The following is a 21,301-nucleotide window of genomic DNA, read 5'->3' on the forward strand; positions in this document are numbered from 1 at the left end:
CAGATTTGAAGAGAAACCCGAAGATCGTGCCAAATGGAATCCACCTTTTGGAAATTAAGCATTGGTCTGGACGAAACCGCCGTCAAACGCGTTGGCCTCGAGCACGCGGGCACAACCGTTTACGACGTTGTCGAGCGCCGTGGGGCTCACGTTGACCGAAACGCCTGTCTCATCGCGCAAGCGGACGTCGAGGCCGCGCAGCAGCGCACCGCCGCCGGTCAGCAGAATGCCGTAGTACATAAGGTCCGAGGCAAGATCGGGCGGCGTGGCGTCGAGTGCGTCCTTGACGGCCTTGGCCATCTCGTCGAGCGGCTTATTGAGCGCACGACGAATCTCCTCGCTCTCGATGCGCACGGTTTTGGGCAGGCCCGTGATCACGTCGCGGCCATTGACCTCGACGTCGAGCTCGTCCTTGAGCGGCACGGCAGAGCCGACCTTAATCTTAATGTCCTCGGCCGTACGCTCGCCGATGGCCAAATTGTAGGCATCGCGAACATGCGTGAGGATAGCCTGATCGAACTCGTCGCCGGCAATGCGGATGGACTGCGACACGACGATACCGCCCATGGCGATAACGGCGACCTCGGTGGTGCCGCCACCGATATCGATGACCATGGAGCCGGTCGGCTCCTCGACAGGCAAGTCAGCACCGATAGCCGCGGCCATAGGCTCCTCGATCAGATAGGCCTGGCGAGCGCCAGCCTGAATCGTAGCCTCGAACACGGCGCGCTTCTCGACCGACGTGACACCAGAGGGAACGCATACGACGACGCGCGGACGAGGGGTCCACGGATAGCGCTTCTCGGAAGCCTTATCGATAAAGTAGCGAAGCATGGCCTCGGTGACATCGAAGTCGGCGATGACGCCATCCTTAAGAGGACGCACGGCCACAATGTTGCCGGGCGTACGGCCAAGCATACGCTTGGCCTCGATACCGACTGCAAGAATGCGCTCATCGTTTTTGTCGATGGCGACGACGGAAGGCTCGCGAATGACAATGCCCTTGCCGCGCACAGAGACAAGCGTATTGGCGGTGCCGAGGTCGATGGCTAGATCGCCCGCATAGCTACCGAAGAACATGTCCATCAAAGAAAACAACGCAACTCCTGATGTGTTGGATGATTGCTGGAAAACTACTAGCCCATCATACTAGCGCAAGCCCGGCACCTCACTTGCGGTGAAGCACCGGGCAGCGCCAAATCTCATAAGGTCACTACTGGTTGTCAGCGGCCGAGAAATCGATGTCGAGCGAAGATACCGCCCAGCCGATATGGTTATCGGAGCGCACGAATTTGACGGTATATTCCTGCTCGCCGCCCTTGGACAGCGAAGCCTTCACCTTCGCGGTGCTCTCGGTCATAGACTGATCCATGCCCTCGATGGAGACGGTGGCGCCCTGCGGGATCGAGGAGATAATCATCGCCTTGGCGTCCTCGGACAGGCTGGAGGCCAGGCAGGACTCGGCCTTGGCGGTATCACCGTCGCCGGCAGCCTGGAACAGATCGGTGATGACGGACTCCTGCGAGGGGATACCCATGCCGCGCGTGTAGGCAAAGCCCAAACCGCCCGCGGCAAGAACAATCAGCAGAAGCAAAACCAAGAAGACCTTGAGGCCCGTATGGCGATGGCGACGACGGACCTTGGCCTGCTTGCGGTCCTGACGATCCTGCTGGACCATCTCGGACTCGGACAGCGTAAAGAAGCCCGTGTCGGACGGATCGGGCATAAACTGGCCAGTGGCACCCGTGGGATCGAGCGAATCGACAGCAGTCGTATCCATGGCGGGCGCCGGGGCCGTGGCCATGGCGGTCTGGGCCGAAAGCGCGGCAAGTGAATCGTGCACGCGGGCAAGCTCATCGGCCTGCTCGGGCGTGAGCTGATAGATGCCGTCGGCGGTGGCGGCATTAAAGGCATCGAGCGCCTCGGAAGGACGACCCGCGGCAGAAAGCGCCTCGCCCATACCCGCGTTAAGCGCACGCGTGTCATCGCGCGGACCGGCAAAGTCGATGGCCGTGCGATAGGTCTCCACGGCGTCCGCCGGTCGGCCAAGTTTGATGAAGCAGCGGCCGAGCTCGCCAAGGGCGGCCGCGGGGGCTGGATTGGCGCCATCGATGGCGGCCTGGCGGAAGGCAGTGCCTGCATTGGCGAAATCGCCCGACTGGAACAGCGCGTTGCCAAGACCCAGATAGGCCTTAAACGGCGTGGCATAGGAAGCATCCTGCGTTGCGGCGGAGAACGCCTGGGCTGCGGTCACATAGTCACCCACGGCAGCGAGCGCCTTGCCGCGGTTGGTGAGCAGCGCGCCGCGCTTTCCATAGGTGCCGTCGTTGAGGGCAGCCGCGTACGCCTCGGCAGCCTCGGCATACATACCCAGGTGCATCAGAGCGTTGCCACGCAGATGGTCGGCCTCGCCCATGATCTCGCTGGGGGTCTTTGCCGCACCGAGCATCTGAGCGGCTGCAGAAAAGTCGCCCGCACGATAAGCGGCTCGACCCTGTTGAATCAGCTGGCTATTCAAGGAAGTCCCCTTTTACTCGTGAACGATCTCGACATGGACGATCTCGTCGCCGGCACGCAGCTGCGAAATCACGTCGAGGCCCTCGACCGTGGTACCAAAGACGGTGTAACCGGAATCCAGATTGTGCTGGGCACCCAGGCAGAAGTAGAACTGGGAGCCCGCGGAATCGGGATCCATAGAACGCGCCATGGCAAGCGCACCGTCCACATGGCTGTTGCGCGGGTTGGTGGCAAACTCTCCCTTGATGCAGTAGCCGGGGCCACCGGTGCCGGGCATACCGTCGGGGCCCTCAAGGCCGGCGGCGACGTCGGCGCCGGACATATCGCGGGTATTGGGGTCGCCGCCCTGGATCACAAAGCCGGGTACATAGCGGTGAAACTTAAGGCCGTCATAAAAGCCCATGGTGGAAAGCTCGCAGAAGTTCGCCACATGGATGGGAGCGCCCTCGCCGTCAAATTTGACCTTGATCGTACCCTTCGACGTCTCGATAATCGCACACTCGTCACCAGCGAGCTGGTACTCGGGCGTATAAAGCTCTTTCTTAAAACCAAACATGTGGTTCCTTCCTCGTGCGTTTAAAGCATATTTGTACGAATTGTAGCAATAAGCACAGGCTTCCATCAATTGCGCACGCAGGTTATGCCGTCGGAGGGCAACAAATTACGAACGCGGCAGCGGCTTCCAGGCGCTCACATTGGCATCGTACTGGTTAAGGGCGCTGTTGCCGCCCTGTGCGATGGGCGCCAAGATTTCACTCTGGCGTGCGCTCAGCGACTCGCCATCGGGAATGGACAGCGAGATATCCCAGCTCTGGCAGATCATGTCGACGCGCTCGTACATCCACTCGGCAAGCTGCTTGAGGTGCTCGATATCCTCCGCGTAGACGGTATCATCTTGCACCTTAAGGTTGTTGAGCTCGTCTTGGGTCTTTTTGATCTGGTCGCGCAGGGCATAAGCGCTCTGCGACAGCTCCTGACGCGTGGAGAGCGGCGTGCGTAGGTACCCGCTGTTAAACGAGTCGACAACCTCGCCGATCTGATCATCGTCGCCATACGACACGATGGTCTGATACAGACCGTCGAGCTTGGTATAGAGCTGGTCGTCGGAAAGGACGGTCTCCTCCTGGACCACCTCGGCGGTATCGTCGGACTTGGTCTCTTCCTCGGTAGCCTCGCCCTTCTGGCGCGAGGGAAACGTCGTCTTGGCGGCCTGGCCAAACTGGTCGTAAAAGCCCGGCATAACGCCCATGGGGTCCGACGTCACAAACCAATAGGCACTGCCGCACACGGCAGCGAGCAACGCGATGACGATGAGCGGCTTGGGAATACGGCGCTTGTGCTTGTGGTAGGCATCCTCGTCAGGATGCACCTTGCGCTTGGGTTTTTGATTTTTGGACTGAGCGTCGTCACGAAGGGATACCGGCAGCGGGATATCGACCTTGGGAATGCCAAAATCCTTGTCGAAAGCCGGCAGCACGCAGGTCTCATTGGGATCGGCGGCATCGGAAAGTACCGCGGCGGCAGAGGCCGGCGCATGGGGCACCTCGGTATCGATCTGCTCCTGCGTCAGGCGGGGAAAACCAGCCGTGCGCCCAGCAGCCAGGTCGGATGCTGCCGCATCCTCGGATAGAATGCCCGGGGCAGGGCGCCCGCACTTGGAACAGGTACGGTCATGAGGCGAAAGACGGGCACCGCAGCCTTCGCAGAACACAAACTCGGTGTGCTCGGGGCCATCGCCCGGGCCAACATAGGTATTGCAATAGGGACAGAACGAGGAGCCGTCCTCTATGGTCTTGAGACAATGCGGGCAAATCACGGCATCCTCTTTTCGGAATCATTCGAACCATCGAGGTTAGAGCATAACATCGCTACGCCCCTAAAGGCACAGGGCACCAATTCAACATCGCAGGGTAGCTAATTTGGGACGGGGCTTTTTTAGCTGCCCTGGCCGCCAATCGGCCAAATAGATCGCGTCATCAGCCGGGTAGCTAAAAAAGCCCCGTCCCAAATTAGCTACCCTGCGAGGTGCGGTTACTTCTTCTTTTTGCTCGGCATCGAGACCTTAATGCCCTGGGCGGACTTGGTCACACGCGAGCGCTTGGCGCCCGCGCCCTTATTTTTCTTGGGCTGGGTCTTTTCCACGCCCTCGAGCGCGCGGGCTTCGGCCTCACGTGTCGTACGCTCCTCGCGGCGCTGCGCCATGTCGGCGGCGACGCGCTTGGCAAAACGCTCGGCCGTCGAGCCCGTCGAGCTCACCTTGCCGCCACCGCGGCCCAAGCGAACGCGCACGCCGCGGCCAAAGCCAGTGGCGGCATGGCGGCGACGCGGCTTAAGCGAATCCATCATCGTGGCGAGTTTAAAGAACACGCCGCAAGTAAAGACCACAATCACCAGAAGGATAATTGCCTCGCCCATCGACAAGTTGGCGATAGACAGCAGCTCGGGGAATCCGATAACGCCCACCAAGATGCCGACGACGACAAATACAAAGAGCACCACGCGCAAGGGTGTGAGCGGTTGCGAGATACGCCAGATCAGGCTCACGCTTGCCGCGCACGACGTGAGAAGGCACATCGTCGACAGCGTGAGCTGGCTAAAGCCAAACACGCGCGCCACAAAGATGTCGAGCGCCGCGGCCAAAATGACTGCAACCGACGCCGGCAGCGCGCGCTTGAGCACGTTGGTCAAGAATGACCCCTTCACGCGGGCATTGTTGGGCTCAAGGCCCAGCACAAAGCCCGGCGCGCCGATGCAGAAGAAGTTAATGAGCGTCATCTGGATAGGCTCAAAGGGATACGGCGGCAGCGCGATGCACAGCGCCGCCAGGCCCATCGAAAACAGCGTCTTGGTCAGGAACAGCGACGCCGAACGCTGCAGGTTGTTGATGGAGCGACGGCCCTCGGCCACCACGGCGGGCATCGAGGCAAAGTCGTTATCGACCAGCACGATCTCGGCCACGTTGCGTGCGGCGTCGGAACCGGCGGCCATGGCCACGGAGCAGTCCGCCTCCTTGAGTGCCAGCACATCGTTGACGCCGTCACCCGTCATGGCAACGGTATGGCCGCGACGCTTGAGCGCCTGCACGAGCTCGCGCTTCTGCTGCGGGGTCACGCGGCCAAAGACGTGATAGCGGTCCACGGCCGCATCAATCTTGGACGGCGTATCGAGCGTCGTGGCGTCCACATAAGCGTCCGCCCCCGGCACGCCCACCACGCGTGCGATCGACGACACCGTGCGCGGGTCGTCGCCACTGATCACGTTAAGGGTCACACCCTGCTCGTTAAAGTAGCCGATGGTCTCGGCGGCCGAAGTGCGAATCTCATCGCGAATGGTCACAAAGCCCACCGGCTCGGCCTCGCCCACCATATCGCCATCGGGCGTAAAGCCGTCCACGCGCGCCACCACGAGCACGCGGCAGGTGTCGGCAAGCTCGGCCACACGATTTTCGACCTGCGCAAAAATACGCTCCGAAAGCACAAATTGCGCCGCGCCCATCACATAGGAACCCTGCGCAAACGAGGCGCCGCTCCACTTTTTGGAGGACGAAAACGGAATGACCGACAGCGGCTCGGACACCTCGACCGGGCGGTCGGCGTAGTAGTTGAGCAGCGCCTGGCAGGTCTCATTGGCATCAGCCGAGGTCGCGCGCGCGACATTGGCAAGCGCAAAATCGAGCACAGTAGTATCGACGGGGACAGGTGCCTCGTCCGGGCCCAAGCCCACGCCCTCAACGGGCAACGGATAAGTGCCCTCGACCTCCATGCGACCCGACGTGATAGTGCCCGTCTTGTCCAGGCACAGCACGTCGACGCGCGCGAGCGTCTCGATGCAGTAGAGCTGCTGCGCGAGTACCTTGCGGCGCGCCAGGCGCACCGTGGCGATGGCAAGCACCGACGAGGTCAGCAGCACCAGGCCCTGCGGAATCATGCCCAAAAGAGCGCCCACCGTGGACAGCAGCGCCGACGAAGGCACGCGACCGGCCAGCAGCTCGGAAAAGCACCACGAAAGCGCGCTATCGCCCGGGGTACCGGCGGCGTCCCACAACCCACTTACACTCGAGGCGAACAGAGCCAGACCAAGCGGAATCATGATGATGCTCGCAAAACGCACGATGGCGTTGAGCGCGTTCATGATCTCGGAATTGACCTTTTTGACGTACTTGGCCTCGTTGTTGATCTTGGCCACATAGTTATCCGCACCAACATGGACCACGCGGGCACGCAACAGGCCCGAGTCGATAAAGCTGCCGCTCATGAGCTCGGAACCGGGCTGTTTCTTAATAAGGTCGCTCTCGCCCGTCAGCAGACTTTCGTTAACGAGCGCCTCACCCGATACCACCACGGCGTCGGCAGGTATCTGGTCGCCGCGCCCCAGACGAATGATGTCGTCGAGCACGATCTGGTCCAAGTCGAGCTCCACCTCGGCACCATCGCGCACCGCGATGGCCTTCTTTGAAGTGAGGAGTGTGAGCTTGTCGACCATCTTCTTTGATCGCATGGACTGGATAACACCGATGGCGGTGTTGAGGAACACCACGAACAGGAACGTCAGGTTCTTAAACGATCCGGTCATAATGACCAAAATCGCTAAGACCACGTTGATCAGATTGAACAGCGTGCAGAGATTTTCGATGATAAGCTCACGAACCGATTTGGTCTTGAGCTCCATGTTGCGGTTGATCTTGCCGGCGGCAATGCGCTCCTCGACCTCGGCGGTCGAAAGTCCGCGCTCGATATCCGTCGTTGCCATACCACGTCCTATCACGTCGCGTCGGTATAAGAAAAACCGCCCGGACCATGCGAGGTTCGGACGGTCTTACGTTCGATGGTGCCCCATGTTGGATTCGAACCAACGGCCTTCTGCTCCGGAGGCAGACGCTCTAATCCCCTGAGCTAATAGGGCCAACGGTTGGCATTATACCCAAGTGCGCCACGAGCTAACAACATAATAGAAAAAGCTTTGCAATTACGTGGGAGACGAAGCGCAGCGGCTCACTTTAGGACGCAAAAGTGAAATAATTAGTATAAACTCTCATGCACCATATGATACGGCTCGCACTGCGGGCCGTTTTTGCAAGGGTTATCCATCGAGGTGAGAGGCACACCATGATTGCAATTTTAAAGCAGAGCGCCAGCGATGAGGCCATCGGCCACATCGTCAGCTGGATTGAGAAGAAGGGTCTCAAAACCGACGTGTCGCGCGGCGAGAACGAGACCATCATCGGCCTGGTGGGCGATACGACCAAGATCGACCCGTTCCTGCTCGAGTCCATGGACGTCGTTGAGCGTGTGCAGCGCGTCTCCGAGCCGTTCAAGCGTGCCAACCGCAAGTTCCACCCCGAGGACTCCGTCATCGACTGCGGCCACGGCATCAAGATCGGCGGCGACCAGTTCCAGGTCATCGCCGGACCCTGCTCCGTCGAGGGCGAAAACCTCATTCGCATCGCCCGTCGCGTAAAGGCCGCCGGCGCCACGATGCTGCGAGGCGGTGCCTACAAGCCCCGCACCTCCCCTTACGCCTACCAGGGCATGGGCCCCGCCGGCCTGGACCTGCTATGCGAGGCCTCGGCCGAGCTCGATATGCCGATCGTCACCGAGATCATGGACCCGCGCGACGTGCAGGTCTTCTTGGATAAGAAGATTGACGTCATGCAGATCGGCGCCCGCAACGCCCAGAACTTCCCCCTGCTCAAGGAGGTCGGCAAGACCCAGACCCCGATTCTGCTCAAGCGCGGCATGTCCGGCACGATCGACGAGCTGCTCATGGCTGCCGAGTACATCATGAGCGAGGGCAACGATAACGTCATCCTGTGCGAGCGCGGCATCCGCACCTTCGAGACCCGTACCCGTAACACCTTCGACCTCAACGCCGTGCCGGTGCTGCACCACCTGTCGCACCTGCCCGTCGTGGCCGACCCCAGCCATGCGACCGGCTACACCCGCTACGTTGAACCCATGGCGCTCGCCGCGACCGCCTGCGGCGCCAACGGTCTGGAGATCGAGGTCCACGACGAGCCCAGCCGCGCGTGGTCCGACGGCGCCCAGGCCCTCACCCCCGACCAGTTCGACGACACCATGCGCCGCATCCGCGCCATCCGCGAGGTTGTCTGCCAAGAGACCATGGAGTAGCCCATGGGTACGGTAAGAAACGCACGCGTTAACCAGGGCGGCCCCAAATGCGCCGGCGTTGTGGGCCTGGGTCTGATCGGCGGCAGCTTTGCCCGCGGCTATGCGCAGGCGGGCGTCCGCGTGCTGGCCTGGGACCCCGACGATGACGTCATGACGGCCGCCAGCATGGGCACCGTCGCCGGCGAGCTCAACGACGAGACGCTCGGCGAGTGCGACATCATCGTGCTGGCCTGTTACCCCGAGGCCTGCATCGAGTGGCTCGAGACGCACGCCCAGGCACTCGCCGACGCCACCGATACCGAGGCCATCATGGGGCCCGTGGTGATTGACACCGTGGGCGTGAAGGGCATCGTGTGCGAGCGTGCCTTCGAACTCGCCCGCGAGTACGGGTTTTACTTTGTGGGCGCGCACCCCATGGCGGGCACCCAGTACTCGGGCTACGCTCACTCCCGTGCCGACCTGTTCCAGGGCGCGCCACTCGTGCTCGTGCCGCCCACGGTGGACGATGCGCTCAAGCTGGAGCTTTTAGGCCAGGTGCGCGAAATGGTGCGCCCCTTAGGGTTTGGCAAGTTCAGCGTGACCACCGCCGCCGAGCACGACCGCGTGATCGCCTTTACGAGCCAGCTCGCGCACGTCGTCTCAAACGCCTACGTCAAAAGCCCGACTGCCCAGGTTCACCACGGTTTTTCGGCCGGTAGCTACCGCGACCTTACCCGCGTGGCGCACCTCAACCCGCAAATGTGGTCCGAGCTCATGATCGACGACGCCGACGCACTTGCCTTTGAGATCGACCATCTGATCGACTCGCTTAGCGCCTACAGCCGTGCGCTCAAGGACCGCGACCAGCGTTATCTTGAGAATCTCCTTGCCGAGGGCGACCGCATTAAGCGCGCACTCGACGACGAGGCCACCCACTAGACCACCTATCACGCCAGGTCGAAAGGACCAAAGCTTATGGCGATTACCATCGATATCGACACCGCACGCCCCTACCAGGTGCACGTCGGCACGTTTTTGCTGGAGCAGGCGGGCCCGCTCGTCCGCGCCACCGCCGGCGGATCGCGCGCCGTCATCGTGACGGACACCAACGTGGGCCCGCTCTACCAAATGCCTGTTAAGCAGAGCCTGGAGGCTGCGGGCTATACGGTGAGTGTCTGCACCTTCGAGGCCGGCGAGGCACACAAGCGCGCCGAGACCTACATCAACATCTTGGAGTTTGTGGCCGAGCACGAGCTTTCGCGCTCCGACGTGATCGTGGCACTCGGCGGCGGCGTTGTAGGCGACGTGGCTGGCTTTGTGGCCGCCACCTACATGCGCGGCTGTAAGTTTGTGCAGATTCCCACGAGCCTGCTCGCTATGGTTGATTCATCGGTGGGCGGCAAGACGGCCATCGACCTAGCTGCCGGCAAAAACCTGGCCGGCGCCTTTTGGCAGCCGAGTGTTGTTATTGCCGACGTGGGGTGTCTCGCCACCCTCACGCCCGAGCAGTTCGCCGACGGCTGCGGAGAGGTCGTCAAACACGCCGTGATCGCCGACCCCGAGCTTTTCACCGAGTTGGAGAAAACCCCGCTCACACTGGAGCTCCTCAACCGCGACGTTGCCCGCGTGGCGCTCATCATCGCCCGCAATATCGACATTAAACGCGCCGTGGTTGTCGCCGATGAGCGCGAGACCAACCAGCGCAAGCTGCTCAACTTTGGACACAGCGCTGGACACGCTGTCGAGGCCTGCGAGCACTTTAAGCTGGGACATGGCAACTGCGTGTCGATCGGCATGGGCATCATCACGCGCGCCGCAGCGCTTCATGGCATCTGCGACGCCGCGCTGCCCGCACGTATTGAGGAGCTCTGCGCACGCCACGGCCTTAAGACCCGCTGCGAGCTTTCGGCCGACGCCGTCTTTGCCGAGGCGCTGCACGACAAAAAACGCGCCGGTGACACCATCGACCTGGTAATTCCGCACGACATTGGCCGCTGCAGCATCGACCGCACGCCGCTTTCCACCTTCCATGATTTAATTGCCGAGGGCCTCGGCCAGAAGGGAGACGCTTCCGCATGCTAGCCCGCATCACTCCGTCCCCACTCAAGGGCACCGTCCCCGCCATCGCGTCCAAGTCGATGGCGCACCGCCTGATCATCTGCGCCGCCCTTGCCAACGGAGAGACGCATGTGACCTGCAACACCACCTGCGCCGACATCGAGGCCACGGTCCGCTGCCTTACGGCACTCGGCGCCCGCATCGAGACCGTCGAGGACGGATTCCAAGTCCATCCAACCATGAAAAGCGTTGAGTTCGGCCTGCTCAAGGCACTTGCCGGCGGCACGCTCGACTGCGGCGAAAGCGGCTCCACGCTCCGCTTTATGCTGCCCGTGGCCTGCGCGCTGGGGGCAGAGGCCACGTTTGTGGGCCAGGGCCGTCTGGGCGCCCGCCCGCTCTCCCCGCTCTCCGACGAGATCATCGCCGCCGGCTGCGACCTGCAGGGCCTGGGCGGCTTTCCGCTCAAGACGAGCGGCCGCATGCGCCCGGGCACATTTATCCTGCCGGGCAATGTGAGCTCGCAGTATATCTCGGGCCTGCTGCTGGCGGCCCCGCTGCTGGCCCAGCCCTCCTGCGTGCAGGTGACCGGCCTTATCGAGAGTCGCCCCTATATCAACCTGACCATCCAGGCCATGAAGGCCTTCGGCGTCGAGGTCAACGTCGAGCGCATCCCCGCCAAGAATGGCAAGCCCGAGGTCACGAACTTCCGCGTGAGCAGCGGCTCGTACCGCACGCCTGGCAACGTGGCTGTCGAGGGCGACTGGTCCAACGCCGCCTTTTGGCTGTGTGCCGGCGCCATCGGCTCCGACCCCATCACCGTCGAGGGTGTGTCACTCAGCTCGGCCCAGGGTGATCGCAACGTGCTTGCCGCGCTCTCGCGCTTTGGCGCCCGCATCGTGCGCTCCACCAACGCCGCCACCGTGCAGTCCGACAAGCTCGCCGGCTTTGAGATGAGCGCGCACGACATTCCCGACCTGGTACCCGTTATCTCGGCCGTGGCCTCGCTGGCACAAGGCCGCACGTTCATCCGCGATTGTGCCCGCCTGCGCATCAAAGAATCCGATCGCTTGGCTACCACCACCCGTGAGCTCACCGCGCTGGGCGCGCAGGTGCGCATTGCCGGTGACGACCTCATCATCAAGGGCGTCGACGCCTTTACCGGCGGCGAGGTCGATTCGCACAATGACCACCGCATCGCCATGATGGCTGCCATCGCCGCAAGCCGTGCTACCGGCGATGTTGTGATCCACGGCGCCGAGGCCGTCAATAAGTCCTATCCCGATTTCTTTGACCACTACCGCCTGCTGGGCGGCAAGGTCACGCTCGAGGAGGAGTAGCATGTCCTCGACCTTTGGCAACGTTTTGCACTTAAGCATCTTCGGCCAGTCGCACTCCCCCGCCATCGGCTGCTCGCTCGACGGCATTCCGGCAGGTATTGCCGTTGACCAGGAGCAGCTGCAGGCCTTTTTGGACCGTCGCGCCCCCGGTCGCGACGAGACCGCGACCAAGCGCCGCGAGGCCGACGCCGCGCACATCATTGCCGGTGTGGTCGATGGGCACACCACCGGCGCACCTATAGCCGCGATTATCGAGAACACCAACACGCGCTCCAAGGACTATTCCGAGCTGCGCCGCAAGCCCCGCCCGGGGCATGCGGACTACCCCGCGCGCGTGAAGTACCGCAACATGCACGATGTCGCCGGCGGCGGGCATTTTTCCGGCCGCTTAACGGCCCCCCTATGCATCGCCGGCGGCATCGCGCTGCAGGCACTCGAGGCCCGCGGTATTCGGGTGATGGCTCACGTGGCTCAGATTGGTGGCATCTCGGACCTGCCCATGGACGACATGGTCTATCGCGAGGCCGACCGCAAGGCGATCCTTTCGAACGACCTACCGTGCATCGACGCGGCAGCTGCCGGCCGTATGCGCGAGGAGATTCTCGCCGCACGCGACGAGCTTGATAGCATCGGTGGCATCGTGGAGTGCGGCATCTACGGCCTTCCCGCGGGCATCGGCGACCCCATGTTCGACGGCATCGAGAACCGCATCGCGCAGATCGCGTTTGGCATTCCCGCCGTAAAGGGCGTGGAGTTTGGTATGGGCTTTGCCGTGGCCGCCATGCGCGGCAGCGAGAACAACGATCCGTATCGCGTTGATGCCGAGACCGGCGAGATTGCGGTCGAGTCCAACAACGCCGGCGGCATCCTGGGCGGCATCTCCACCGGCGCACCCGTCATGTGGCGGATGGCCGTAAAGCCGACGCCCTCCATCGGTCGCGAGCAGCAGACCGTGGACATGGACGCCATGGAAAATGCGGAGCTCTCGGTCCACGGCCGCCACGACCCCTGCATCGTCCCGCGCGCCGTCCCCGTAGCCGAAGCAGCCGCGGCGCTCGCCATCTGGGACGCCCTCCTGGAGGACGCCGCCCAGCTTTAGCCCGCCCACCCCGAGGGTAGCTAATTTGGGACGGGGCTTTTTTAGCTACCCCCATATGCCAGTGAGTATTTGCCCCGGCACCCATCGATTCGCCACCAGTCAAAGGGTAGCTAAAAAAGCCCCGTCCCAAATTAGCTACCCTAGGCAACGATTCACGAAAGGGGTCTCCATGGACCTTGCCGACATCCGCCAGGCCATCGACGGCATCGATACCGCCTTGCTCAACAGCTTTGTCGAGCGCATGGACATTGCCACCGAGGTCGCCAAATCAAAAATCGAGATGGGCAAGGCCGTCTTCGACCCCGCCCGCGAGCGCTCCAAACTCAACAACCTCGCCGGCCGCGCGCCCGAGCGCTACGAGGCCCAGACCATCACCCTGTTTCGTCTCCTCATGAGCATGAGCAAGGCCGAGCAGCAGCGCTACATCAACGAGCTCAAGGGCATCACGGTGTCGCAAAAAGCCCACGCCACGGCCGTAGCCTTCGATACGCCCTTCCCTCAGACGGCCACCGTCGCCTGCCAGGGCGTCGAGGGCGCCTACAGCCAGATAGCCGCGTGCGAGCTCTTCGACGTGCCCGATATTGCGTTCTTCGAGACCTTTGAGGGCGTTATGCGCGCCGTACGCGACGGCTTCTGCGAGTTTGGCGTGCTGCCCATCGAAAACTCAACCGCTGGCTCGGTCAACGCCGTCTACGATCTTCTCGCCCAGTTCGACTTCTATATCGTGCGCTCGCTGCGCCTCAAGATCGATCACAACCTGCTCGTCAAACCCGGCACCAAGCTCGCCGACGTGCGCGAGGTCTACAGCCATGGCCAAGCCATTGCCCAGTGCGCCGGCTTTATCGAGGCCCACGGCCTGCACGCCACCAAGTACCTCAACACTGCTATGTCAGCCGAGATGGTCGCCAACTCCGATCGCACCGACGTCGCCGCCATCGCCTCGCGCAGCTGTGCGGCGCTCTACGGTCTGGAGGTGCTGGAGCCCAATATCCAGGACTCGGACAACAACTACACGCGCTTTGTCGTCATCAGCCGTGAGCCGCGCGTCTATCCCGGCGCCAACCGCACTTCGCTCATGATCACCACGGCCAATGAGCCGGGTGCCCTCTACCGCGTGCTCGAGCGCTTCTACGCGCTCAACATCAACCTCATCAAGCTTGAGAGCCGCCCCATCCCCGGGCACGACTTTGAGTTTATGTTCTACTTTGACCTGGACTGCCCCTTTGGCAGCAAGGCCCTCGACGACCTGCTCGATTCCATCGATGACGTGTGCGAGAGCTTTACCTACTTTGGCAGCTACACGGAGGTGCTCTAGATGACCGATGTCACCGCAACCCATCCCTACGGCGTGCTGGGCCGCGTGCTGGGGCACAGCTACACCCCGACCATCTACAAGGAGCTCGCAGGGCTGGAGTATGTGCGCTTTGAGCGCGAGCCCGAGGACCTCGAAGCCTTTATGACAGGCGACGAGTGGGAGGGCACCAACGTGACCATCCCCTACAAGCGCGCCGTCATGGAATACCTGGACGAGCTGAGTCCCCTGGCCAAGCGCATGGGCAACGTCAACACCATCACGCGCCTACCCGACGGCCGCCTGCGCGGCGACAACACCGACTACTTTGGCTTCCAATGTCTGGTCGAGGAACTGGGCGTAGAGGTTGCCGGAAAGAAGGTCCTCGTGCTCGGCGCCACCGGTGGTGCCGGCACCACAGCAAGCATGGTACTCGGCGACCTGGGCGCGTTCGTTGTGCCTGTCGGCCGCACGAGCGAGGTCAACTACGATAACATCGAACAGCAGTCCGACGCGGCGCTGCTCGTCAACTGCACGCCCGCCGGCATGTTCCCTCACTGCCCCGACGCGCCTTGCACGCTCGAAGGGCTCGATGCGCTCGAGGGCGTCATCGACATTGTCTACAATCCCGCCCGCACGGGACTCATGCTCGAGGCCGAGCGCCGCGGCATCCCCTGCATCGGCGGCCTGCTGATGCTCGTGGCCCAAGCGGCACAGGCTGTTGAACGCTACACCGGTCAGATTACACCGCGCGAGCGCATCCTGGATGTGACGGAGCGCTTGTCTCGCCGCGAGCAGAACATCGCGCTCATCGGCATGCCGGGTTCGGGCAAGACCCGCGTAGGCGAGCAGATTGCCCAGCTCACGGGCCGCGAGCACATCGACTTGGACCGCGCGCTTGAGGAGCGCCTCGGCATGCCCTGTGCCGACTTTATCGTCGAGCGCGGCGAGGCGGCCTTCCGCGAGCAGGAGACGGCGGCGCTGGCCGACATCTCCAAGCGAAGCGGCCTGGTACTCTCCACCGGCGGCGGCGTGGTCACGCGTGACGAGAACTACCCGCTGTTGCACCAGAATAGCCAGATTGTGATGCTCAACCGCAAGCTCGACGAACTCGCCCACAAGGGACGCCCCATCACTGCCCGCGACGGCATCGATAAGCTCGCCGAGCAGCGCATGCCTCGTTATCGCGCCTGGGCCGACTACATCATCGACTCACGCGACTGCGCCGCCAACACCGCACGCGCCCTCCTCGACACCCTCTAAAACCTGCCAAAAAGGGACAGGTTTATTTTGGCAGGTTTTATCTGGGCAAACGCCGCAGACAGCAAGCCCCGCCACCAACCAGACCGCAAAGGAAGCAACCATGAAAGCACTCGTCATCAACGGCCCCAACCTCAACATGCTCGGCATTCGCGAGCCGGGCATCTACGGCAGCGACAACTACGACCGCCTGGTCCAGATCTGCCAGGAGGCAGGAGCCGCACAGGGCTTTGACGAGGTCGAAGTCTTCCAGTCCAACCACGAGGGCAGTATCGTCGACAAGATCCAGGAGGCCTACGGCAAGGTCGACGGCATCGCCATCAACCCAGCCGCCTACACGCACACGAGCGTGGCGATTCTCGACGCCCTCAAGGCCGTCGCCATCCCCGCCGTTGAGGTCCACATTAGCGCCGTAGAGACGCGCGAAGACTTCCGCCAGGTGAGCTACGCCCGCCTGGCCTGCTTCGCCACCATCACCGGCGAGGGCTTGCAAGGCTACGCTCACGCGCTGGAGCTGCTGAAGGAGCATCTCGAAAAGTAGCGTCGCGAGCAAATCCATCAACACGACTACGCGCTAATAAAGCCAGCGCCGGCAGTAGCGACCTCGCTGCTGCCGGCATTTTATTACTGGCATATAATCGTTGCAGTCACACTACGTCTGGAGACCCACATGCTGAGCATTCACCTGGGGGATTACCCCGGTTCCATCTACGATACCGAAACCTATTTTAGGAACTCATACTTGGACTCATGGTTCGAAGACCCCATGGCCGCACAGATTATTAAACGCGTGGACGGATCAGAGCTCATCGGTCCCCACAACATCGTAAGCAAGCAGCTGGGCTCAATCACTCCACTCGAACTGTCCGGCGGCGTTAAGACGCTGCTGCTGGTGCGCAATCTCCCAAATATGGTGTTTAACGCATCCACCTGCGGAGACAACTGTGCCCGCTGGCTACTCAAGATCGGCAAAGAACAGGATGTGCTGGTGACCCTTTACCACATCATGAAATTCCCCTGGAAGAACTTTGAAATCCGCATTGAAAACGATGGCCGCATCGTCAGGAACATGCAGGAGTTTGTCGGTGCCACGAATGACTTTTTGGATGTTGATGAGTAATGAGGGGAACGCACACCGTTGTCGTAGAGCGTGCAAAGGTCAAATACACGCTCACGTTTAAACGAAATATTTCCTTCATACGCGGCAACAGCGGCACGGGCAAAACGACGCTCATCTCGATGATTCGCGACTACAACGCATAGGAGACGGTGCAGCGTTTGGTCCCTACATCGAAAAGGTGCTCGGACAGCGCGTTTACAAGAACGTTCGCTTGTTCCTCCCGGAATCATTTGAGTGGACGCTTCTGCAATCCGGCCTCATCCCCAGCAATGACATCCCAAAGATCCTCGAGGACCCTTCGAGTTATATCGAAAGCCGTGACTACCTGAGCTGGGAGCGGTTCTTTACCGATGTGTTGATCAAATACTCGGCAGACACTCGCTATGCCTACAAAAAGGCAAAGCTCAATGAGCAATACCTAAAGCCGCAGGCGATGAATGCAGTAGCAAACGTCTTGCCCGAGTGTTTGAAAGCAGAATAGATACGGCGGGGAGGACCAAGTTGGTTCTCCCCACTGTCATCATGCCTTCTTGATCACGTATGCCAATCCAATATCGCAGGCACAGCGTACGATTGAAGCAAAGAACCACGATGCTGGCAGCGTCATAAGCAGAGGCATGGTCTGCCAAGGAATAAACCAATCGACCGCATGGATCGCAAAGATTGCCAGACTTGCTTGTCCGCAGAACACGAGCGCTCGCTCAAAGGACCCCAAAAACGGCACGTCTTTCAGCTTCTCCAACGCCATCGAAACCCAGCACACGCAGTAGCTGCCGGCAAGAGCGGCAACTGTCGCAACCAAAAACCCATCCACGCGGCGACTCGAAAGCTCAAGCCCACTCAGCGCGGCAAGGATAAGCCAAGCGACACCGGCTCCAATAAACAGCAGAGGCTTGCACACGCTCGGCTCCAGCCCCCTCTGGCGCGCCGTATACCCAACCCACATCAGCAAGACAATGTAGCAGCTCAGATCCAAATCGAGTGGCAGGTAAACACCAAAATAGCGAGAGACGCTCAAACCGCAAAAGGCAATCGCGGCACAGACAACGCCCTGCCAAACAACCCCAATCCCGAGGCGGTCAAACAACCGCACGAGCGCATTAAACAGCAGGCGCGACGTAAACAGCGCCGCTAGAAACCATGCCATGCCTACGGCAGCAACGCCAAGCCCGGGCACATCAACGCCCGAGGCAAACACAAGCGTCTCGAGCCCGCCTGCAAGTGTACCTCCCGTCAACGGAGCGCCGCTCATCAAGAACGTCGGCACCTGCCACGCCAGTGCAAGAACCACATACGGCACCAGCAGGCGCGACACCGAACCACTCAGCAGCTCACGCCACGGCTTCGGCCTAAACGTATACCCGGCAAGAATAAAGAACACCGGCATGTGAAACGAGAAGATCGCGTGCCTCAAGGGAGAGGGATTTGGGACGGTGTGCCCCACAATGACCAGAATAATTGCAATCCCCTTTGCAATATCGATCCAGTCGAGCCTTTTGCTTCCCATAGCGAACCCTTCAAAACCGCAGCACACAAGATGAAAAAAGCCCAGACCACCAAGCGGCCCGGGCTCAATAAACGATGGTGCTCCATGGCGGATTCGAACCGTCGACCTTGGGATTAGAAGTCCCCTGCTCTATCCAACTGAGCTAATGGAGCAAATAACCGCACGCTCAACCAAATAAATCAGCCAAGCGGCTGTAATTATAACCTAGTTGAACTGCTCGCGGTACGCCTTGCAGACCTCATCAACCGGGCCGTCCATGCGAAGGTCACCCTTCTCAATCCAAACGGCACGCTGGCAGATGCGCTCAACCTGCTCCATGGAGTGCGAAACGAACAGAACTGTCACGTCGCCGCTCTGGATAAAGTGCTGAATGCGCGCCTCGCACTTCTGCTGGAAGAAGACATCACCGACGGACAGCGTCTCGTCAACGATCAGGATATCGGGCTCGGTGATCGTCGCGATTGCAAAGGCGATGCGCGCCACCATGCCCGAGGAGAAGTTCTTAAGCGGCATATCGACAAAGTTCTGCAGCTCAGCGAACTCAATAATGCCGTCAAAGTTGGCATCGATGAACTCCTTGGTATATCCGAGCAGAGCGCCGTTCAGATAGATGTTCTCACGGGCTGTCAGCTCGGGATCAAAGCCGGCACCAAGCTCAATCAGCGGCGCGATGTTACCGTGCACCTTAACGCTGCCCTCACTGGGCTCGAGCACGCCGGCGATAATCTTGAGCATCGTGGATTTGCCGGAGCCGTTGGTACCGACCAGACCCACAACCTCGCCACGATGAATATCAAACGAGATATGCTTAAGCGCCCTAAACTCCTCAAAGAACAGCTCGTGCTTTGCGAGCTTAATAAAGTACTCCTTGAGGTTGGTCAGCGACTCGGACGCCATGTTAAAGATCATGGTGACGTCGTCGACCTCGACAGCCAGAGGCTGCTCGCTGTAATCAACAACAGATTCAGTCATCACAGCACTCCTTAGATGTAGAGGATAAATTTGCGCTCGGACTTATGGAACACGGTGTAGCCAATAACAAGCGCAAGGACCGCCCAAGCGACGCACATACCAAACGTCATAAGCGAGGGCGTAGTCTGGAACAGGAAGATATCACGCATAAACTGCAGATAGTTGTACATGGGGTTCGCGTAAACCAAAATACGAACAAGATGAGGCATCTGAACGATAAAGTCGGTAGTCCAGAAGATAGGCGTGATATAGGTCCAAGCCGTGATGACAACACTCCACAGATGCATGACATCGCGGAAGAAAACCGTAAGGGCAGAGAGCATCATGCCCAGACCCATGCAGAAGCACATAAGCAGCAGCAGGCAGACGGGCAGCAGAATGAGGTGCCAAGAAGGCATAACGTGGAACCACAACATGACGATGGCAACGGCAACCAGGGAGAAGGCAAAGTTCACCAGCGAGAAAAGCACCTTCTGCACCGGGAAGACCCAGCGGTGCACTTTAACCTTCTTGAGCAGCGGAGCCGCACCTACGATGGACGTCAGTGCCTGGTTCGTGGACTCGGACATCACGGCAAAGGTAACGTTACCCACAATCAAATACAGCGGGTACATCTCGGGCGTAATCGAACCATTGCGGCCCTGGGCAAAAATCGTCGAGAACACGATGGCCATGACGATCATCATCAGCAACGGGTTGAGCACCGACCATGCGACGCCCAGAACGCTACGGCGATACTTGATCTTAAAATCCTTGGTAACCAGCTGACGAAGGATAAACGCATCCTTCTCAAATTCATTCTTAGCAAACGTCGCAGGCAGACTGCGAGTTTCTTGTTGCTTTGTCTGATCCGACACGGATGCAACTCCCTTACTCGTAATCGTTGACAAATGAACAGTATAGACCCGACGGCCATGCAAAAGATTCGCGCAGCAAAACTGGAGAACTAACCCACATCTAAGGATGTCAGACGCAAAAGGCTATACTTTCTAGGATTGAATGTATAAGGAGCATTGAGTGAATTCTGAATCCATCGCCGTCATCATCCCTTGCTACAACGAAGCGCTCACGATCGGTAAGGTCATCGACGACTTTCACCGCGAGCTTCCGCAGGCGACGGTCTATGTTTATGACAACAACTCGTCGGACGATACCTCACGCATCGCCACCGAGCACGGCGCCACGGTCCGCTTTGAGCCCCGTCAGGGAAAGGGCAACGTGTGCCGTCAGATGTTTCGCGATATCGATGCCGATTGTTACCTGATGGTCGACGGGGACGACACCTACCCCGCCGAGGCGGCTAAGGCCCTCTGCGAGCCCATCCTTAACGGCACGGCCGACATGACCGTAGGCGACCGCCTTTCCAACGGCACCTATGCCGAGGAAAACAAGCGCGCCTTCCATGGTTTTGGCAACAACCTAGTTCGCGCCATGATCAAGTGGATCTATGGTTACAGCTTCGATGACGTCATGACGGGCTATCGCGCAATGAGCCGCCCGTTCGTTAAAACCTTCCCTGTGCTTTCCGAGGGCTTCCAAATCGAAACCGAACTCTCGATCCACGCCGTCGACCACCGCTGGCGCATCAAAGATGTGCCCATCGAGTACCGCGATCGTCCCGAGGGTTCCGAGTCCAAGCTCAATACCGTGAGCGACGGCATTAAAGTCGTTGCGATGATCGGCACGCTGTTCAAGGACTACCGCCCGCTGAAGTTCTTTAGCCTGGTTGCGCTTCTATTCGCGATTATCGGCCTGGCTTTGGGCATTCCTATCATTGTTGAGTACTTCCAGACCGGCCTGGTCCCGCGCTTCCCCACCGCCATACTCGCCGCCTCGTTTATGTTCCTGTGCGGCCTGAGCCTTGCGACCGGATTCATCCTGGATTCTGTAGCAAAGGTCGAAAAAAAGCAGTGGGAGGTCAACGTGTACAGCAAATACGCCTACGACGACCAGCCCGGCAGGTCCGCAACCACGCCAAGCGAGAGGTAGATCTTCCGCAGAATACTATTGGCACCACTGCGCAGATAGCCACC

The 21,301-nt window shown here is 60.4% G+C and carries 20 protein-coding genes and 2 tRNA genes; 12 read left to right on the forward strand and 10 right to left on the reverse strand.

What is annotated here, in order from left to right; translation table 11 throughout:
* Positions 1-54: 54 nt before the first annotated feature.
* The 6 genes from ACQRAQ_RS07255 to ACQRAQ_RS07280 all read right to left on the reverse strand — a co-directional run bounded on the left by ACQRAQ_RS07255 (position 55) and on the right by ACQRAQ_RS07280 (position 7,419).
* A complete protein-coding gene (locus ACQRAQ_RS07255; protein ID WP_006236061.1) occupies positions 55-1,086 on the reverse strand; it encodes a rod shape-determining protein in 1,032 nt (343 codons plus the stop codon).
* Positions 1,087-1,213: 127 nt separating this feature from the next.
* On the reverse strand, positions 1,214-2,518 hold the full coding sequence (locus ACQRAQ_RS07260; RefSeq protein ID WP_427794401.1) for a tetratricopeptide repeat protein: 1,305 nt from the start codon (positions 2,516-2,518) through the stop codon (positions 1,214-1,216).
* Positions 2,519-2,530: 12 nt separating this feature from the next.
* Entirely contained in the window at positions 2,531-3,073 is a 543-nt protein-coding gene (locus ACQRAQ_RS07265) for a peptidylprolyl isomerase (protein ID WP_154516178.1), read from the reverse strand.
* A gap of 105 nt (positions 3,074-3,178) precedes the next feature.
* Complete coding sequence (locus ACQRAQ_RS07270) at positions 3,179-4,333, reverse strand: zinc ribbon domain-containing protein (protein ID WP_427794402.1); 1,155 nt, start codon at positions 4,331-4,333, stop codon at positions 3,179-3,181.
* A 215-nt stretch (positions 4,334-4,548) separates the two neighbouring features.
* Positions 4,549-7,266 (reverse strand): HAD-IC family P-type ATPase, encoded by a 2,718-nt coding sequence (locus tag ACQRAQ_RS07275; protein ID WP_427794403.1) that lies wholly within the window; start codon positions 7,264-7,266, stop codon positions 4,549-4,551.
* A 76-nt stretch (positions 7,267-7,342) separates the two neighbouring features.
* Positions 7,343-7,419 (reverse strand) — tRNA-Arg (locus ACQRAQ_RS07280).
* A gap of 203 nt (positions 7,420-7,622) precedes the next feature.
* On the opposite strand from ACQRAQ_RS07280, the gene aroF reads away from it, so the two are divergent.
* The 11 genes from aroF to ACQRAQ_RS07335 all read left to right on the forward strand — a co-directional run bounded on the left by aroF (position 7,623) and on the right by ACQRAQ_RS07335 (position 17,270).
* Positions 7,623-8,645 (forward strand): 3-deoxy-7-phosphoheptulonate synthase, encoded by a 1,023-nt coding sequence (gene aroF, locus ACQRAQ_RS07285; protein WP_427794404.1) that lies wholly within the window; start codon positions 7,623-7,625, stop codon positions 8,643-8,645.
* 3 nt (positions 8,646-8,648) lie between these two features.
* Positions 8,649-9,563: a prephenate dehydrogenase gene (locus ACQRAQ_RS07290; protein ID WP_427794405.1), complete on the forward strand. Its 915-nt coding sequence runs from the start codon at positions 8,649-8,651 to the stop codon at positions 9,561-9,563.
* Positions 9,564-9,599: 36 nt separating this feature from the next.
* The gene (gene aroB, locus ACQRAQ_RS07295; RefSeq protein WP_427794406.1) at positions 9,600-10,706 is read left to right on the forward strand and encodes a 3-dehydroquinate synthase; all 1,107 of its coding nucleotides are present in this window, start codon (positions 9,600-9,602) and stop codon (positions 10,704-10,706) included.
* Positions 10,700-12,019, forward strand: coding sequence for a 3-phosphoshikimate 1-carboxyvinyltransferase (aroA, locus tag ACQRAQ_RS07300; protein ID WP_427794407.1), 1,320 nt, complete (start codon positions 10,700-10,702; stop codon positions 12,017-12,019). Before aroB ends, aroA begins: the two co-directional genes overlap by 7 nt.
* A 1-nt stretch (position 12,020) precedes the next feature.
* Entirely contained in the window at positions 12,021-13,118 is a 1,098-nt protein-coding gene (gene aroC / locus ACQRAQ_RS07305; protein ID WP_427794408.1) for a chorismate synthase, read from the forward strand.
* A gap of 169 nt (positions 13,119-13,287) precedes the next feature.
* Positions 13,288-14,433 carry a prephenate dehydratase gene (gene pheA / locus ACQRAQ_RS07310; protein ID WP_427794409.1) on the forward strand — a complete coding sequence of 382 codons (1,146 nt, stop codon included), beginning with the start codon at positions 13,288-13,290 and terminating at the stop codon, positions 14,431-14,433.
* Positions 14,434-15,672, forward strand: coding sequence for a shikimate kinase (locus tag ACQRAQ_RS07315; RefSeq protein WP_427794410.1), 1,239 nt, complete (start codon positions 14,434-14,436; stop codon positions 15,670-15,672).
* A 100-nt stretch (positions 15,673-15,772) separates the two neighbouring features.
* Entirely contained in the window at positions 15,773-16,210 is a 438-nt protein-coding gene (aroQ, locus tag ACQRAQ_RS07320) for a type II 3-dehydroquinate dehydratase (RefSeq protein WP_427794411.1), read from the forward strand.
* A 129-nt stretch (positions 16,211-16,339) separates the two neighbouring features.
* Positions 16,340-16,789, forward strand: coding sequence for a DUF4869 domain-containing protein (locus ACQRAQ_RS07325; protein WP_427748113.1), 450 nt, complete (start codon positions 16,340-16,342; stop codon positions 16,787-16,789).
* Positions 16,789-16,932: a hypothetical protein gene (locus tag ACQRAQ_RS07330; RefSeq protein WP_427794412.1), complete on the forward strand. Its 144-nt coding sequence runs from the start codon at positions 16,789-16,791 to the stop codon at positions 16,930-16,932. The genes ACQRAQ_RS07325 and ACQRAQ_RS07330 overlap by 1 nt, the downstream gene beginning before the upstream one ends.
* A 68-nt stretch (positions 16,933-17,000) precedes the next feature.
* Positions 17,001-17,270 carry a hypothetical protein gene (locus ACQRAQ_RS07335; protein WP_427794413.1) on the forward strand — a complete coding sequence of 90 codons (270 nt, stop codon included), beginning with the start codon at positions 17,001-17,003 and terminating at the stop codon, positions 17,268-17,270.
* A 39-nt stretch (positions 17,271-17,309) separates the two neighbouring features.
* Here the strand turns inward: ACQRAQ_RS07335 and ACQRAQ_RS07340 are convergent, their stop codons facing one another.
* The 4 genes from ACQRAQ_RS07340 to ACQRAQ_RS07355 all read right to left on the reverse strand — a co-directional run bounded on the left by ACQRAQ_RS07340 (position 17,310) and on the right by ACQRAQ_RS07355 (position 20,125).
* Positions 17,310-18,296, reverse strand: a complete 987-nt coding sequence (locus tag ACQRAQ_RS07340) for an acyltransferase family protein (protein WP_427794414.1) — start codon at positions 18,294-18,296, stop codon at positions 17,310-17,312.
* 75 nt (positions 18,297-18,371) lie between these two features.
* Positions 18,372-18,448 (reverse strand) — tRNA-Arg (locus ACQRAQ_RS07345).
* Between the two features lie 52 nt (positions 18,449-18,500).
* A complete protein-coding gene (locus ACQRAQ_RS07350) occupies positions 18,501-19,268 on the reverse strand; it encodes an ABC transporter ATP-binding protein (protein ID WP_006236046.1) in 768 nt (255 codons plus the stop codon).
* An 11-nt stretch (positions 19,269-19,279) separates the two neighbouring features.
* Positions 19,280-20,125, reverse strand: a complete 846-nt coding sequence (locus ACQRAQ_RS07355) for an ABC transporter permease (RefSeq protein ID WP_427794415.1) — start codon at positions 20,123-20,125, stop codon at positions 19,280-19,282.
* 160 nt (positions 20,126-20,285) lie between these two features.
* Between ACQRAQ_RS07355 and ACQRAQ_RS07360 the strand changes: the two genes are divergently transcribed.
* On the forward strand, positions 20,286-21,257 hold the full coding sequence (locus tag ACQRAQ_RS07360) for a glycosyltransferase family 2 protein (protein WP_427794416.1): 972 nt from the start codon (positions 20,286-20,288) through the stop codon (positions 21,255-21,257).
* Positions 21,258-21,301: the final 44 nt, after the last annotated feature.

The organism is Collinsella sp. SGI.178 (assembly GCF_050313495.1).
Classification (GTDB): domain Bacteria; phylum Actinomycetota; class Coriobacteriia; order Coriobacteriales; family Coriobacteriaceae; genus Collinsella.